Genomic DNA, 14,821 nt, shown 5'->3' on the forward strand with positions numbered 1-14,821 from the left:
TTGGGGACGCGAAATGGTAGGGATCGTCGGCGTTATTGTGGTCTTCGTGATGGTGTTTGGTGGGTATCTTGCCGCCGGGGGCAAGATGGGCATTATCCTCAAGTCACTACCTTTCGAATTTACAATGATTGGCGGCGCTGCCGCGGGCGCGTTCTTGATCAGCAATGATTTTGCTGGCGTGAAACACACTCTCAAAGACATCGGAAAGGTCTTCAAGGGCCCCAAATGGAACAAACAGGACTATCAGGACCTTCTCTGCTTGCTGTTTGAGTTGTTGCGCGTTGCGCGCCGTAGCCCGGTTGAACTGGAACCACATATCGAGGCACCGGAAACATCAGAGATATTCGGCCGCTATCCGAAGATCCAAGGCGATACTGAGTCAGTCGCGCTTATCTGCGACACACTTCGTGCGGCTGGCATGAACTACGATGATCCACATCAGGTCGAAGAGGTCCTTGAAAAGCGCATCGAGGGCAATATTCACCACGCGCAGCATTCCAGTCATGCGTTACAGACAGTCGCAGACGGCCTTCCCGCTTTGGGAATTGTCGCGGCAGTTCTGGGCGTGATTAAGACAATGGGGTCAATCGACCAACCGCCCGAAGTTCTTGGCAAACTCATCGGGGGCGCCTTGGTCGGGACGTTTCTGGGAGTTTTTCTTGCCTACGGCTTCGTCGGACCATTCGCGGCCAAAGTCAAAACCGTCGTTGAAGACGAAAGCCACTTCCAGCTGCTCATCAGAGAGGTTCTGATCGCGAACCTTCACCAGCATTCCGTCAACAATTGTATCGAGGTCGGTCGGCAAAACACGCCAGGTTCAATGCGACCAAGTTTTTCGGATCTCGATGAAGCGCTCAAGTCGACAAAGAAAGACGCCGCGTGATACGTCTTTCTCTTTTTATTCTTGTAGTTCTGACACGCATTGGAAACGCAAATCCGGCAATCGTTAAGTCTGGAGAGCATGAGACTTTTAGCCGATTGGTCATCTATTCCGGTGCAAACACCTCTTGGTCAGAAAGCCGCGACGGAACGACATTTAGGGTCACTCTCGAGGATTTCTCGGAAGGTTTTGACCTAGATGAGGTCTTTGAGCTCATTCCCCGCACACGTATTGCGGAAATTGATGCCACGGATGGCGAATTGGTCATTAGACTTGGATGTGACTGTACAACGTCAATCGAACCCATCGAGCGCGTTGGTCTGTTGATCGACATTCAGGATCCGCCGCCCGAGCCCGAGTTCCCGTTGCAAGCCGCACAGGATGAGCGCAGTCCTGACCCGATGCCGCGCACTTTGGAGACTGGAACCGGCACGCTTCTTCGCCCCGAGGCGTCCGAATACATCCGAAAATTCAGAAGTGATCTCGCCAGAAGCGTGACGGAAGCTGCCAACAGACAGCTTCTTGATCCGGTTGTTTCACCGATGTCGGCCAATAGCTCCGAGCTTGGCTTGGAAGTTTTTGGCTCGGACCGGATCCGCGCGAGTTCTGCAATCGAAAGAGCGGCGGGAGCTAATCCAAACGTTGAAAAAGAACAGATCGGAATCTGCCCTGATGAAAACCTCGTCGCGATTGAAGAATGGACGAATGGCTCTTCTTTTTCTCAACAGATCTCCGAAATTCGACGGCAATTTCTTGATGAACCCGGTTTTGTGAAAGAAGACGAGGCGATGGCCCTCACGCGCTTGTACCTCGCATTTGCGATGACCGCGGAGGCGCGCCAAACCGTCGTGACCTTCGAACTGGAAGGTGACGGTGCCGCGTTCGCAGAAAGAATTTCACACATAATCGATGGTTCTACCGGAAATCATGAGAACGTCTTCGGAAAAGATTGCCGTGGACCATCTTCAATTTGGAGCGCCCTGTCCGAAGATAACGACAGGGCAAATCGCCTGTCTCTCGAACAATCAAAGGAGATTTCCCGCGCGTTCTTCAACATACCAAGGGAGGTTCAGCGTATCATCGGTCCTCGCCTGATATCTCGCTTAAATCAAGCTGGGCATCAGACATCTGCAGATATTGTGAAGGGCACAATTGCTAATCCCTTTGCCGTTGACGGAGATGAACCGGTTTCACAGGCCCGACTCCTGCTAGCAGATCAGGATGAAATGATGCAGCTGCTCGCACGAAAGGACGAACGCTCCCCCGAGATAATGGTCCAGATTCTGCAAGAGAGCTGGGATCGAAGAGTACCACTTGCAGATGAGACGTTTTCTGTGATCCAGAGCTTTGCTTTTGAGCTTCGAAACTCGGATAAGTCTGAAGAAATCCGTGCTGGGCTCATTAGAAACCTGGTGTTGCGAGAGCGAGTTATTGAAGCACTGGATATGGTCGCCGAGCTGGTTGAAACAGACGCTTTTCAGGAACTGGTCGCGGAAATAGCCGATAAAACCATCGCGCTCGAAGATGACGCAAAGTTTGCGAAGGCCTCGCTCCGCCTTTCTGAGCAACCGTTTCTGAATGCACTAGAGGTCTCCCAAAAATCTAAGGTGTCATCCCGTCTCGCAGGCCTGGATCTTCCAGAACTGGCAAGGACCTATTCGCCCGGAGATATTGAGAAACCATCAAACACGATATCGACTTCAGAAAACGCAAAAGCACCTAATCCTGACGCACCTCTCCAAGTGACGGCATCGCTCGAAACTGCGCGCGAGAGCTTGAGAAGGGTGTCTGCGTCACGAGGCGCGATTGAAGCGATGCTGCAAGGCGCTGGTGAAATCGAATAGACCCCAGGCGATTAACCGGTTCTTACATTTTTATCCAATAGAGTCTCAAAGCATGCAGGATTTTGGGCTCAGGATTAATGCCGTCACTCACACTTAGGACAGTTTTTCAGCCAACTGTCATACTCGCTATCGCTCTCATGGCGGTCATCATCATGATGATTTTGCCAATGCCTGCTTGGGTCTTGGATTTGGGTCTCGCAGCGTCATTCGGCATTGCGATTCTCATGTTCACAACCACTCTTTTTCTCGAGCGTCCGCTCGATTTTTCCGCTTTCCCAACGATCCTGCTGGCGTCCCTGATGCTACGGCTGTCGCTTAACGTTTCATCAACGAAATTGATCATCGGGCAAGGTCATACTGGAACCGATGCTGCAGGCGATGTGATCGAGGGCTTCGCGAGCTTTGTGATGGGCGGCAGCGTATATCTCGGGCTTGTCGTTTTCTGCGTTCTGCTGATCGTCAACTTCATCGTGATCACCAAAGGCGCGACGCGTATGGCCGAAGTTGGCGCGCGGTTTGCTTTGGACGGAATGCCAGGCAAGCAGTTGGCGATCGACAGCGACATGTCCGCCGGCGCGATCGATCACAACGAAGCCAAGCTAAGACGAGAGCGAGAGCAGGCGGAAACCACATTTTTCGGCTCACTTGATGGCGCATCCAAATTCGTGAAGGGAGATGCCATTGCAGGGCTTTTGATCACGCTTCTCAACCTAATCATGGGCCTGATCATCGGGATCGCGGCCCATGACATGCCGGCAGGACAGGCGTTTGAGACCTACGCGATCCTCACTGTTGGCGATGGCTTGGTCACACAGATACCCGCAGTCATTATCTCTATTGCGACGGCGTTACTGTTGGCGCGCGGTGGCACAAGCGGTGCGACCGACATCGCGATGGTTCAGCAAATCGGCGAGCATCCTTCGGCTATAGCGACTGTCGGCATCCTGATGGCGCTATTCGCGCTGGTACCCGGGCTGCCCTTCGCCCCCTTCATGATAGGTGCAGTGGCTTTGTTGGCTTGTTCGGCACACTTCCGGCGAAAAAAGGCCGCGGAAACTGTGAAGTCGACCCCGATCGCTGTGGAGAAAGTTCCGGAAAAATCGATGGGCGATCTGCTTGACCTCGATGAGATTCACATCGAGTTTTCACCCGACCTTGTGATGATGGCGCTCGATCCCGCGACCGGGCTGGAGGTCCGCATCACGAACATGCGCCGCCATGTGGCGACATCATTTGGGTTGGTCCTGCCTGAAATACGGCTCACCGACGATGCATCACTTCCAAGCGGAACCTACCGAATAAAAATTCATGGCGTCGTAAAGGCGGAAGACGTTTTGCACCCGGACTCGGTTCTGGCGCTGCTACCGGCTGACGCCCCGGTCGATTTGCCCGGAAACTCAGTCAAAGAACCGGTCTACGGGGCGCCCGCGAAATGGATGTCAAAGAAATACAAGGAAGATGCCGCGCTTGCGGGATGTACGGTAGTGACACCGCCCGAAATATTGGCCACCCACCTGCTTGAGACGATCAAGGCGAGTTTCTCTGATCTCTTGAGTCTCAGGGGGCTGCGACGCATCCTGGATGAATTTACAAACCTGTCGGACCAAAATCGCAACAAGGCCAACAAGCAGCTTCTCGATGAAATGATCCCGGAAAAAGTCAGTCTGGAAACGCTGCTTCAAGTCTTGCGCCTTCTCTTGGAAGAGCAAGTTTCAATTAGGAACCTTCCGGTCATTCTTGAAGCGATTTCTGAAGGGCGCTCAACCTATTCGACAGCGGAAGGGTTGTGCGAGCACGTCCGACAACGACTTGGGGCGCAGCTGACCTCCGAGTTCAAGCGCGAGGATGGCTCTCTTCCACTGCTCCAACTTGCACCGGATTGGGAAGACCTGTTCTCGGAATACCAGGTGGCTGAGGCGCAGGTCTCTGACGTGGCGCTTCCCCCTGAGCACTATTCGAGATTGTCCGAAAACCTGTCGAATAAGTTCGAGCAACTTAGCGAAAGCGGAATCTTGCCTGGGCTCGTCACCACGGTACGTCGCCGCCGATTTCTTCGCTTATTGCTCGCAAACAAGGGGTTGGCGGCGCCGGTATTTTCCTACGAGGAGGTCGCGACAGGGGCGAAACCAGCAATTGTGGGCGTCGTTCCCGCATGATCATTGACGACATTTCCATATCGGACTTAAGCCAAGACCTCGTGCTTGCTTTTGCCTTGATCGTCTTTCGTGTTGGCGCGGCGATGGCGCTTTTGCCCGCTTTTGGTGAGCAGGTTGTTCCGGTCCGGATCAAACTTGGCGCGACGATGGCTTTCTCCGCGATCATCGCGCCTTTCGTGATTGATGAGGCAAGCGCCGCCTTGTCGCAGGCGGATTTCATTGAATTGATCGGTCCCGAGGTCGTTGCGGGACTGGCATTTGGATTTCTGTTCAGAGCTTTGGTGTTCGCGCTTCAGATCGCAGGTTCCGTCGCGGCGCAGGCCACATCGCTTTCGCAATTCTTTGGCGGTGGCTTGGGCATTGATCCACAGCCGGCATTTTCGACGCTTTTGGTCGTTGCAGGTCTTTGCCTCGCGGTCCTTCTCGGTCTTCACATCCGGATAATCGAGTTATTTGCGCTTTCCTATGAGGTCTTTCCCGTCGGCACGTGGGCCGCACCCGCCGGGTTGGCGGATTGGGGTGTCGAGCAGAGTGCAAGGGCGTTTGGCCTGGGTTTCACGCTCGCTGGCCCCTTTGTTCTGGTATCGCTCATCTATAATCTTGGCCTTGGCGTGATCAATCGGGCGATGCCTCAACTCATGGTTGCACTGGTCGGCGCGCCCGCCATCAGTTTCGGAGCCCTTTTGATCCTGTTGCTTGCCAGCCCGCTGATTTTGAGTGTCTGGGGGCAGACCTTCATTCGCATCGCAAGCCCGGAAGGCGCTGGTTTCTGATGGCCGAGGAAAGCGACAGCGCCGAAAAGACCCATGACCCAACGCCAAAGAAACTTCTCGACGCGCGTAAGAAAGGCACACTGCCGAAGTCGAACGACCTCTCCGCCTCGGCGGCCTATCTGGGGTTGATCCTTGCGCTGGCAGTGACGAGCGTCACTGGCATTTTGGAAGCGGCAAAGGCGATGCAAAGCCTCGTCGCGCGGCCGTTTGACTACCTGTCATCTTCAGGCGACATCAGCGGAACCGAAACAGCGTATCTGGTCGTATCGGGAGTCATTGGCCCAATCGGGCCGCTCTTTCTGATCCCCGCGATCGCCGTTCTTCTTTGCCTGTTCGCTCAGCAAGCCATTGTCTTTGCCCCGTCAAAGCTGGAGCCGAAGCTCAACAAGATCTCACCCCTGGCGTCGCTCAAGAATAAATTCGGAAGATCGGGCCTGTTCGAATTCGCCAAATCCGCCACGAAGCTGCTCGTTGTCAGCATCCTCATGGTTTGGTTTTTCTTCGACAGGCTGGACTCGCTCATCATGACGTCAGCTCTGAACGAAACCCAGATGGTCGGGGTCCTATCCGATAAAGTCTTCGATTTCCTGATCCTGATCTTCATCATGTCCCTAGCGATCGGTGCAGTGGATTACTTGTGGCAAGTCGCTGACAACTTGCGGAAAAACCGTATGACCCGAAAAGAAGTCGAAGACGAAAACAAGGAAGCAGAGGGCGATCCGCATCATAAGCAGCAGCGGCGCCAACGCGGGTATGAAATCGCGATGAACCAGATGTTGGCGGAGGTGCCGTCAGCAGATGTGATCATCGTGAACCCGACCCACTATGCCGTGGCATTGCGATGGGATCCGCTGTCAGGCCAACCGCCAATTTGCGTCGCCAAGGGGGTCGATGAAATCGCGGCGCGCATCCGCGAGGCGGCCTCGGCCGCGCGCGTCCCGATCCACAGCGATCCGCCGACGGCCAGAGCGCTCTACGCGAAGGTCGGCTTGGGCGAAGTGATCTGGCCAGAGGACTACAAGGCCGTCGCCGCAGCTATCAGGTTCGCGCAGTCGATGATCGAGAAGCGGATAAGCCGGTGAGTTTGAAAAAACTGATACCCGTCCTCGAGACCGTGTTCGAGCGCGACCAGATCCGAATGCTGCAGGTGAAAAAACGCTCCGAAGAACTCGATCAGGAGATACAAAGGCTTTCAGCGATGAAGCGTTCCAAGTTCTCTAGCTCAGAGCCCCATCTGATGCGGCAACAGGAGCGCTACATAGATTGGGTATCCGGCGAGATCGAAAAGCTGAAAAAGTCAAAGGGGGCACTGGAACCGGAACTTCGAGAAGCCCGAGACGCGTTGAAGTTATCCTTTGGGCGGCTTGAAGCCGCGCGAAAGATTGTGGCGGAGAGCTCCGTCTAGAGGTCTTGCCGAACGATGTCCGTAATCAAGACCTTTGTCACGGTTTCCCCGACAATGCGTCTTGAGCTTCTCAGAAGCGAAGCGCGCAAAGTATCCATCATGTTCGAGCTGGTATAAACGCCGCTGAACCCACCGAGATATGCATGGTCGAACAGGTCTTGAAGAAACGCATCACGCAGCTTCGGCTCGCGGGAATAGACATCCTCGGTCGAGGCGACGTCGGTTTCGAGCGTAATCGACAAAACGACCAAGGACACGACCTTGTCCTTCTCGATGACGGGCACGATGAACTGATTGTTCATCTTAACGTAGCCTGGTTCCTCTGGGGTCGCGCCCGGCGTGCCAAGGTCTACTTCTTCCTCGGCGTCCGTCTCGTCCGGCTGTTCCTCGACCGCGACTTCAGGCTCGACGGGCGGCGGGCGCAGGGCCAAGCCCGCACCGACACCGGCGCCAAGACCGATCAAGAGCATCAAGATTGGGAGAATTTTGCTCATTTCGCGGCTCAGAACGGAAGAAGAATGTCTGCGACCTGCTGGCCGTATCGCGGTTGCTGCACGTCAGTGATCTGGCCGCGCCCGCCATAGGAAATTCGCGCAGCCGCGATGCGATCGTATGAGATTTCGTTCTTTCGGCTGATATCCGCGGGTCGGACATAGCCGGAAACCAAGAGCTCGCGCAGTTCAAAATTTACGCGAACCTCTTGCGATCCTTGAATGCTGAGCACTCCATTTTGCAACACATCGACGACCGTCGCCGCGACGCGCACGGAAAACTTTTCGTTTCTGCGAACCGAACCGTCGCCCGACGAGCTGGAGGAAGAGGTCGTGGACACGGCCGAATCCAGTGAAGCGCCTTCCGGCAAGGACTCATTGATCCGCTGAGGGATCCCTAGAAGGGATGGAATGCTAAGGTTCTCAGACCCGTCGCGAGACCGGGACGTACTGTTGGAAATCTCGGCGCGCTCATCGATTTCCACCACGACTGTGATGATATCGCCAATCTGCTGCGCCCGCTGATTGCCAAGCAAGGACGTTCGACCCGACGTCCACAGGGACGCTTCATCGCGAACGAAACGTTTTTCGGCACTCGCCGGAATTGGAACATGCATCATTGCATGATGCTCATTCCCATTGGTTGGCGTGTTGAGTTGCGGCGCTTTGCCGACATTTTCCAACCGCGCGCACGCGGATAAGGAAAGCGCCGCAGCGCTTGCCAAAAGTAACTTGTTCATTTTGCTCTGGTTCCTCATTGGCTTACCCACACTGCTCCGTTTGCGGCGACCCGGCCTGTGACAGTCGAGCGCGACTCCAGATTAATGACCCGCAAGACATCCCCTTCGCCCCCGCGACCCAATGCGCGACCCTCGGTCGCGATCGTGAGGGTTGCCGATTGGTAGACCAGCGTAACAATCTGATTCCGCTCCACAATCGACGGCGCACCGAAATCTGAACGGCGCACGGGGCGGCCCGCATAAAGGATTCGCCGGGCTTCGAGACCGGCGATGTCGTCCGGCTTGAACGCAAGCGGGCCGCCGGCTGTTTGCTGGATCCTCAGGTCGTCCAAATACACGATGTCGCCAGCCCGGATCGTGCGCGTTGGCACCAAAGTATCGGCCAGACCCGGCGCTTCGAACGCAGCCACGCCGACAAGGGCGACAATTAAAGCGCGCCATCTCATCTGATTTGCGTTGTCGCGCTAAGCATCTGATCTGCCGCGGTGATGACCTTGGCATTCAATTCGTAGCCGCGCTGAGCCTCGATAAGTTCGGTCACCTCTCGCACGGCGTCCACTGAAGAATCTTCGAGATAGCCATGGCGGAAACTTCCCAGGCCGTTCTCTCCTGCAACTCCAACCGTGGCTGCGCCGGACGCACCGGTTTCGACAAACAGGTTGCTTCCGATGGCCTCAAGGCCCTTCTGGTTCGTGAAGGACGCCAAGGTCAGTTGGCCAAGTTGCTCTGGCTCAATGCGGTCATTGAAATAGGCAAAAACCTCGCCATCGGGATTGACCGAAATGGAGCGCGCATCATCCGGGATCGTAATATTCGGCACGACAGGAAAGCCGTCCGATGTCACGATCAATCCGTCGCCGGTGCGTTTCAGCCCGCCATCGCGCGTATAGCCAGACTGGCCGGAGGGCAGCGTCACCTCCAGGTAGCCGGTCCCCTCGATCGCCAAATCCAGATCGCCACCTGTCTGCGACAACGCACCTTGGGAGATATTGACCGACACGGAGGTGGGGCGAACACCAAGGCCCATTTGAACCCCAGCGGGCACGACCGTTCCGTCCGCTGCATTGATGCTGCCAGCTCTCGTCAGTTGTTGGTAATGTAGGTCCGCGAACTCAGCCCGGCGCGCGTTATAGCCGGTCGTCGACATGTTCGCGAGGTTGTTGGAAATGACCTCGACCCGCGTTTGCTGCGCGGCCATCCCGGTTGCTGCAATCTTAAGTGCGTTCATAATTCGGCGTCCTTTTCTAGCGGCGGCCAACAAGGGTCATGATGGAGCGGAGCCGTTCATCTTCCTTTTCGAGGAAGGATTGGCCCATCTCGTAAGAGCGCTGCACTTCGATCATGCGCGAGATTTGAGAGACTGCGTCGACGTTGGAGCTCTCCAGGAACCCTTGGCTCACTGTTGCGGTCTCGGCAGGAATGGTCTCTGAGGCACTGTTGAAGCGGACGCCGTCTTCCCGGGTCAGGCCAGCGTAATCGAGCGGCACAACAAGGCTGATTTGTGCGAAAGGCGCGCCATTGGCAGACATTGTTCCGTCGGGTGAGATCGCAATGGGCCCGACATCACTTGGTGCGAAAACCGGGGCGCCCCCGGCATCGAGCAAGCGATAGCCCTCCGGCGTCACCAACTCTCCCGCCTCATTGGGCATGAATGCGCCCGCGCGGCTCAACCGTGTCCCAGCGGGTGTCTCGATCTGAAAGAACCCCTCACCGTTGATCGCAAGATCGAAGGTTCCACCTGTCTGTGTTGTCACACCTTGCTCAAAGCTCGTCATTCGGCCCTTCGCATTCGCCATGGACAGGCTTGGATGGTTTTCACCCAAGGTCTTTACGTGTTCGGAGAAAATTGCTTGCTCGGATCGAAATCCGGTCGTTGCCATATTGGCTACGTTGTTCGCTATGACACGCATTTCCGCCATAAGCCCGGATTGGCGCGTGATCGCGGTGTAGACGCTATTGCTCATGGATCAGCCTCCAACAATCATCGGGAGTACGGCGTCCGACCAAAACGATGTGAGGTTGCGCGTCATGAAGCTCATCGAAACCCAGAACACCGCTAGCATCGCGGCGACTTTTGGCACGAAAGTCAGCGTCATTTCCTGGATCGACGTCAACGCTTGGAAGAGCCCGACAACCAACCCCACCAACAAGGCGACCGCAAGGATCGGTGCCGATATCACGACCGAAACCCAAAGCCCCTGGCGCAAGATATCGAAGAACTCTGCCTCACTCATCGCTACACCGGCATCCGCAGAATTTCCTGGTACGCTTCCACGACCTTGTCGCGAACGCTGACAGCCGTTTGAACCGCGAGCTCCGTCTGGGTCAGAGCCTCGACAAGCGCGTGGGGATCACTTTCGCCCCGCATTGAAGCCATCGCGGCGGCCTCGCCTTGCTGCAATACGGAAGCGAAGCTTTGGGCGGCATCCGCCATCGCGTCCTTTGGTGTTGGTGCCAACGCAGGACGCGCGGCTCCATAGGCCTTGTGGGCCAGTGTTGTTGAAACATCCATTCTGGATTTCCTTTGTTGAAGGTCTTAGCGCCGCAATAGATCCATAAGTGAGCTGGACATTTTGCGGGCCTGTTCGAACATTTTTAGGTTGGCATCGTAGCTGCGTTGCGCCTCTCGGGCGTCCGCAATTTCCATCATGAGATTGACGTTGGAGCCCTGGTAGTAACCTTTCTCATTTGCCATCGGATGGTTTGGATCGAAGATATCGGGCAAACTGCTTTGATCGAGCTGCACCCGTCCCTGTTTCACCTCACCGGTTGGCTGACCGGACTCCTTGACGCTCTCGAAACTACTGGTCTTTCGGCGGTACCCGGGCGTGTCGACATTCGCGAGGTTTTCCGAAGTCAGCCGAAGCCGAGAGGCTTGGGCTCGCAAACCGCTAGCCGAAACACTCAAGCTTTGAAGAAAATCAGACATCCGATCTACCTCCCGCGCCCGATACTGGTACGCAGCAAGCTCATGCTGGACTGATATACTGCCATTGCGCGTGAGTGCTGCCGTTCTGCATCGACCGACTTCAAGATCTGCGCCTCAATCTCGACGGTGTTCCCGTTTGGCGATGGCACGGCCGACCGGTCTTCGATTTCCAATCCAGATGCGCCGCCGCGCCCAAAGGACATGTGCCCGTCTCTTGTCACGTTCATTCGATTTGCGGCCGCTCGGTCCCGGACATCTGGGCGAAACGTTTCCAGATCCATGGATTTAAAACCTGGCGTATTGGCATTGGCGACATTGCGCGCGATCACGCCCTGCCGCATTGACGCGTGGCGGGCCATCTGCGACGCGACCTGAAAGACATCCAAATTTCCGAACACAGGGCTTCTCCCTAAAAATTCATACATCTTGTCTTAAGAGTGATTCCTTTAAAAACCGTAATCGAAGGAAAGGATGATCAATGTCGAACGCAATTGACCTTGGCACGCTGGCAGCCCAATTCAGCAGGGTACCGCGCTACGAAAATGACGGGTTTATCTGCTCAGCCTCGATTAATTCCATTGAGGTCAAGGGCCTGGAGCGGATCGCAAAGGTCGGGGATCTAGTCGAGATTTTCCCTCAAGGGCAAAAACACTGCCTTGGCGAAATTCTCTCACTCAAAGAAGGCCGTGCGGACGTTTTCTCTGAGAACGGGAATGAGGGGCTCTCATTGCATGATCGCGTGCGGCATCTTGGGCCGGCCAAGATCATGCCCGACACCTCTTGGCTTGGGCGCGTGATCGATCCTTTTGTCCGACCACTGGATGGCCTCCCGCTCACCTCCGGTAATCGTTTGATGGAGCTGAAAGCCAGCGCCCCGTCTGCAAAATCACGACGCAGTCTAGGCGCGCGCATCTGTACGGGGCTCGCCGCTGTCGACACGCTATTTCCATTCGTTCGTGGACAGCGCATGGGCATCTTCGCCGGATCTGGCGTTGGCAAATCTACCCTGCTTGCTGATTTTGCTAAGGGCGTCGAAGCCGATGTCACCGTTATCGCGATGGTGGGCGAACGCGGACGCGAGTTGAACGAATTTATCGAAAACACCCTCGGCGCAGAGGGCATGAAAAAAGCCGTGGTCGTTGCAGCAACCTCTGATCAACCGGCTATGGTGCGGCGTCGCGCTGCTTGGACCGCGATGGCAATTGCCGAATTTTTCCGCGATCAGGGCTCCCATGTGCTTCTCCTCGTTGACTCAATTACGCGCTTCGCCGAAGCGCATCGCGAGGTCGCCGCAACCTTGGGTCAAGCAGCTGGCCCGAACGGCTTCCCGCCTTCGACGGGCCCTGAGCTTATGGCTCTGTGTGAAAGAGCCGGCCCGGGTCAAGGCAATCAGGGAGATATCAGCGCTATTTTCTCAGTACTGGTCGAAGGTTCGGATATGGAAGGACCTATAGCAGATACGATGCGAGGCGTCTTAGACGGTCACCTCGTCCTCAGCCGTACCATTGCCGAACAAGGCCGCTTCCCGGCCATTGATGTGGTGAAATCTCTGTCCCGCAGTATCGAGATCGCCGCCTCACCTAAGGAACGAACCCTGATTTCCCAAGTTCGATCTCTCGCAACAGCGTATGACGAGGCAAAGACAATGATACAGGCCGGTCTCTACTCGCACGGAAGCGATGCTCTCATTGACGATGCCATAGCGGCGCGCTCAAAACTCGAGAAGTTTCTCTCTCGGCGCGGCATGAAAAGCGTTGAGGAGAGCTTTACCAAACTCATAGAGATAACGCCGGAAAGCGAAGGACAAGAACCTCTGCTCTAAACGGTCCCAGCGAAAACGCACAGCTTCATTCGGCCTGGAGCATTCAAACTTGCGACGATGAGCCCGCGAAAGATTTGGCTGAAGCCACACAGACGACCAGAGTTTTTCGAAACCTCACGGCGGATAAAAGATCTACAGGGAGGCTGATACTCAGGAGCCTAACAACGCCAAAGCAATATTTTGAGATGAGAGATTTGAAGCGTTTTGAACTTCAGTTCTCAGAAGAAAAAGGTTCCTAAATTTGTCTACTACCTCACCCTGCTCAAAGGATGCGAACTCTTCCACGCCAATAATTTTTTTGGATCGCTCTCTTAGCTCTTCAGCCTGTCGGTCAATATCAAGGCTTCCGAAACCACTTCCGAGACCAAGGGCAGTTTCAAAAACTTGCTTCAGCGGAGGATTTCCCAAAACCAAGTACCATTTGGACCGCTCGTTGCTTTCGCTAGCAGCGATTTTGGATAGTTCTAGCTCCAACGTCAAGGCCAGTCGCATTGTTTCATCCTGCTCACCGACTGCGACTTCGAACGAACGTTCGTTATAAAGGTTCAAGATATCACTTGGAAATTCTGAAAGGACTGTGTTGGGGGTATCAAAATCTCCAAAACCGAACGCCTGGGTTAGCTCCAGATATCGCTTGTCTGTAAAGCGATTTGCGAGCGCATCAGGTTTCAAACTTCCGTCCTCTAGAACTTTCTTAATAAGGAATTTGTTCTCGATATCACCTTCCAGACCGAACGCAGTAAGGGCAACACTCAGAAGCCGCCGATCTTCAATCAGATCGTCTGCTGATCGGACCGAAGAAATCTTCTCGGCGAAATACTCCGTATCACGCTGAAAGCTCTCTCCTTGGACTTGTGCGGCCTTTTGTCTTTCAAGAGTTGATGAAAGAAACTGCCATCCTTGAAGGCCCGAAAAGGGAATGACCGGTGAAAAAGTCACTGAGTGGCCACTTCCAATAACCGCTCTTCGCGCTTCATCAGAGAGCGAAGGATGCGCATTGCCGCATATGTTTGACCTTCGATAACGCAGTCAGTCGCATCATTGAGTTTTTGCTGGCTATCATGGTCCAGAAAGACTTGGCTTAGCTGCTCGAGACCTCGCAACACCTGAGGTCTTGCATCCGCGTCAGCTACGTCCCCGGAAAGCATGAGCTGAAGGATATAGCAAACTCTTGAGACGGGCGTCTTAACTTCATCCGGGTGCAAGGCGTCCTTCAACCGTAGGATTTTTGCATTGGGGGTAACGATATTTAGGCGACCGCGCTTGTCACCGTTCTCGATAACAGCGCCATTGATTAGTACCCGTTCACGTGGACCGAGTTTTAGAACAAGACCACCCATTATGTATCACCTGCTTGAGACAGACCGCGCATAATAGCCTTATTGACCTCAATTAGTCCGGCTACAGACGCTTTTCCAGTCAATACCTTCCGCGTTTCTTGATCGGTAAATTCAGAAAGGTAGAATATCTTGGCCTTGATGTCTCGAGGAAGCATATTCATGTCAGAGGAAACGTCTGCCGCCAGCGTCACCCAGAGCTGTCTATTTTTATGCAATGCCATCGCGAATTTTGGAAACTCTGCTCGGCTTCTGTCTGCATAAATTTGTAGTTGCCGAGTAACTCTGGCGAATACATCATATTCGATATTTCTCGAAGTCTTTAGGGCTGTACTGTTGTCGCCATAAGCCGATACGGCCTTTTGAATTGCGTTCATTTTCAACTCCGCGGTTGCCATTTTGGCTTTGGATCAGCAAGGCGCCGGCTTAGACGCCTTGCTTCGT

General features: G+C 54.8%; 19 protein-coding genes. 7 read left to right on the forward strand and 12 right to left on the reverse strand.

Annotation, left to right across the window (positions count from 1 at the left end; all coding sequences use genetic code 11):
* Nucleotides 1–13: 13 nt before the first annotated feature.
* From motA to C8N43_RS11080, 6 genes are all read left to right on the forward strand, one after another.
* On the forward strand, nt 14–883 hold the full coding sequence (gene motA, locus C8N43_RS11055) for a flagellar motor stator protein MotA (protein ID WP_107845651.1): 870 nt from the start codon (nt 14–16) through the stop codon (nt 881–883).
* Complete coding sequence (locus C8N43_RS11060) at nt 880–2,724, forward strand: hypothetical protein (protein WP_107845652.1); 1,845 nt, start codon at nt 880–882, stop codon at nt 2,722–2,724. Before motA ends, C8N43_RS11060 begins: the two co-directional genes overlap by 4 nt.
* 77 nt (nt 2,725–2,801) lie before the next feature.
* On the forward strand, nt 2,802–4,880 hold the full coding sequence (gene flhA, locus C8N43_RS11065) for a flagellar biosynthesis protein FlhA (RefSeq protein ID WP_107845653.1): 2,079 nt from the start codon (nt 2,802–2,804) through the stop codon (nt 4,878–4,880).
* Nucleotides 4,877–5,653 carry a flagellar biosynthetic protein FliR gene (locus C8N43_RS11070; protein WP_107845654.1) on the forward strand — a complete coding sequence of 259 codons (777 nt, stop codon included), beginning with the start codon at nt 4,877–4,879 and terminating at the stop codon, nt 5,651–5,653. The genes flhA and C8N43_RS11070 overlap by 4 nt, the downstream gene beginning before the upstream one ends.
* Nucleotides 5,653–6,735, forward strand: a complete 1,083-nt coding sequence (locus C8N43_RS11075) for an EscU/YscU/HrcU family type III secretion system export apparatus switch protein (protein ID WP_107845655.1) — start codon at nt 5,653–5,655, stop codon at nt 6,733–6,735. Before C8N43_RS11070 ends, C8N43_RS11075 begins: the two co-directional genes overlap by 1 nt.
* A gap of 2 nt (nt 6,736–6,737) precedes the next feature.
* Nucleotides 6,738–7,058: a hypothetical protein gene (locus C8N43_RS11080; RefSeq protein WP_107845656.1), complete on the forward strand. Its 321-nt coding sequence runs from the start codon at nt 6,738–6,740 to the stop codon at nt 7,056–7,058.
* Here the strand turns inward: C8N43_RS11080 and C8N43_RS11085 are convergent.
* From C8N43_RS11085 to C8N43_RS11125, 9 genes are read right to left on the reverse strand one after another with little or no spacing between them, the layout of a single operon-like run.
* Nucleotides 7,055–7,552 carry a flagellar basal body-associated FliL family protein gene (locus C8N43_RS11085; protein ID WP_107845657.1) on the reverse strand — a complete coding sequence of 166 codons (498 nt, stop codon included), beginning with the start codon at nt 7,550–7,552 and terminating at the stop codon, nt 7,055–7,057. The genes C8N43_RS11080 and C8N43_RS11085 overlap by 4 nt on opposite strands.
* 8 nt (nt 7,553–7,560) lie before the next feature.
* A complete protein-coding gene (gene flgH, locus C8N43_RS11090; protein ID WP_107845658.1) occupies nt 7,561–8,289 on the reverse strand; it encodes a flagellar basal body L-ring protein FlgH in 729 nt (242 codons plus the stop codon).
* 14 nt (nt 8,290–8,303) lie between these two features.
* Nucleotides 8,304–8,735: a flagellar basal body P-ring formation chaperone FlgA gene (gene flgA / locus C8N43_RS11095; protein WP_107845659.1), complete on the reverse strand. Its 432-nt coding sequence runs from the start codon at nt 8,733–8,735 to the stop codon at nt 8,304–8,306.
* Entirely contained in the window at nt 8,732–9,517 is a 786-nt protein-coding gene (flgG, locus tag C8N43_RS11100) for a flagellar basal-body rod protein FlgG (RefSeq protein ID WP_107845660.1), read from the reverse strand. The genes flgA and flgG overlap by 4 nt, the downstream gene beginning before the upstream one ends.
* Before the next feature lie 16 nt (nt 9,518–9,533).
* The gene (locus C8N43_RS11105) at nt 9,534–10,253 is read right to left on the reverse strand and encodes a flagellar hook-basal body complex protein (protein WP_107845661.1); all 720 of its coding nucleotides are present in this window, start codon (nt 10,251–10,253) and stop codon (nt 9,534–9,536) included.
* Between the two features lie 3 nt (nt 10,254–10,256).
* On the reverse strand, nt 10,257–10,523 hold the full coding sequence (locus tag C8N43_RS11110) for a flagellar biosynthetic protein FliQ (RefSeq protein WP_107845662.1): 267 nt from the start codon (nt 10,521–10,523) through the stop codon (nt 10,257–10,259).
* Between the two features lie 2 nt (nt 10,524–10,525).
* Nucleotides 10,526–10,801, reverse strand: coding sequence for a flagellar hook-basal body complex protein FliE (gene fliE / locus C8N43_RS11115; protein WP_107845663.1), 276 nt, complete (start codon nt 10,799–10,801; stop codon nt 10,526–10,528).
* 24 nt (nt 10,802–10,825) lie between these two features.
* Nucleotides 10,826–11,218: a flagellar basal body rod protein FlgC gene (gene flgC, locus C8N43_RS11120; RefSeq protein ID WP_107845664.1), complete on the reverse strand. Its 393-nt coding sequence runs from the start codon at nt 11,216–11,218 to the stop codon at nt 10,826–10,828.
* Between the two features lie 5 nt (nt 11,219–11,223).
* Entirely contained in the window at nt 11,224–11,643 is a 420-nt protein-coding gene (locus C8N43_RS11125) for a FlgB family protein (protein WP_107845665.1), read from the reverse strand.
* A 53-nt stretch (nt 11,644–11,696) separates the two neighbouring features.
* Here C8N43_RS11125 and C8N43_RS11130 point away from each other — a divergent pair, with 53 nt between their 5' ends.
* Nucleotides 11,697–13,040: a FliI/YscN family ATPase gene (locus C8N43_RS11130; RefSeq protein ID WP_107845666.1), complete on the forward strand. Its 1,344-nt coding sequence runs from the start codon at nt 11,697–11,699 to the stop codon at nt 13,038–13,040.
* A 150-nt stretch (nt 13,041–13,190) separates the two neighbouring features.
* Here the strand turns inward: C8N43_RS11130 and C8N43_RS11135 are convergent, their stop codons facing one another.
* The 3 genes from C8N43_RS11135 to flaF are packed head-to-tail and all read right to left on the reverse strand — an operon-like array spanning nt 13,191 to nt 14,775.
* Nucleotides 13,191–13,979 carry a DUF1217 domain-containing protein gene (locus C8N43_RS11135; RefSeq protein WP_158269967.1) on the reverse strand — a complete coding sequence of 263 codons (789 nt, stop codon included), beginning with the start codon at nt 13,977–13,979 and terminating at the stop codon, nt 13,191–13,193.
* On the reverse strand, nt 13,976–14,380 hold the full coding sequence (gene flbT, locus C8N43_RS11140) for a flagellar biosynthesis repressor FlbT (protein WP_107845668.1): 405 nt from the start codon (nt 14,378–14,380) through the stop codon (nt 13,976–13,978). The genes C8N43_RS11135 and flbT overlap by 4 nt, the downstream gene beginning before the upstream one ends.
* Nucleotides 14,380–14,775, reverse strand: a complete 396-nt coding sequence (flaF, locus tag C8N43_RS11145) for a flagellar biosynthesis regulator FlaF (RefSeq protein ID WP_245912973.1) — start codon at nt 14,773–14,775, stop codon at nt 14,380–14,382. The genes flbT and flaF overlap by 1 nt, the downstream gene beginning before the upstream one ends.
* Nucleotides 14,776–14,821: the final 46 nt, after the last annotated feature.

It is taken from the genome of Litoreibacter ponti (genome assembly GCF_003054285.1).
GTDB classification, from domain to species: domain Bacteria; phylum Pseudomonadota; class Alphaproteobacteria; order Rhodobacterales; family Rhodobacteraceae; genus Litoreibacter; species Litoreibacter ponti.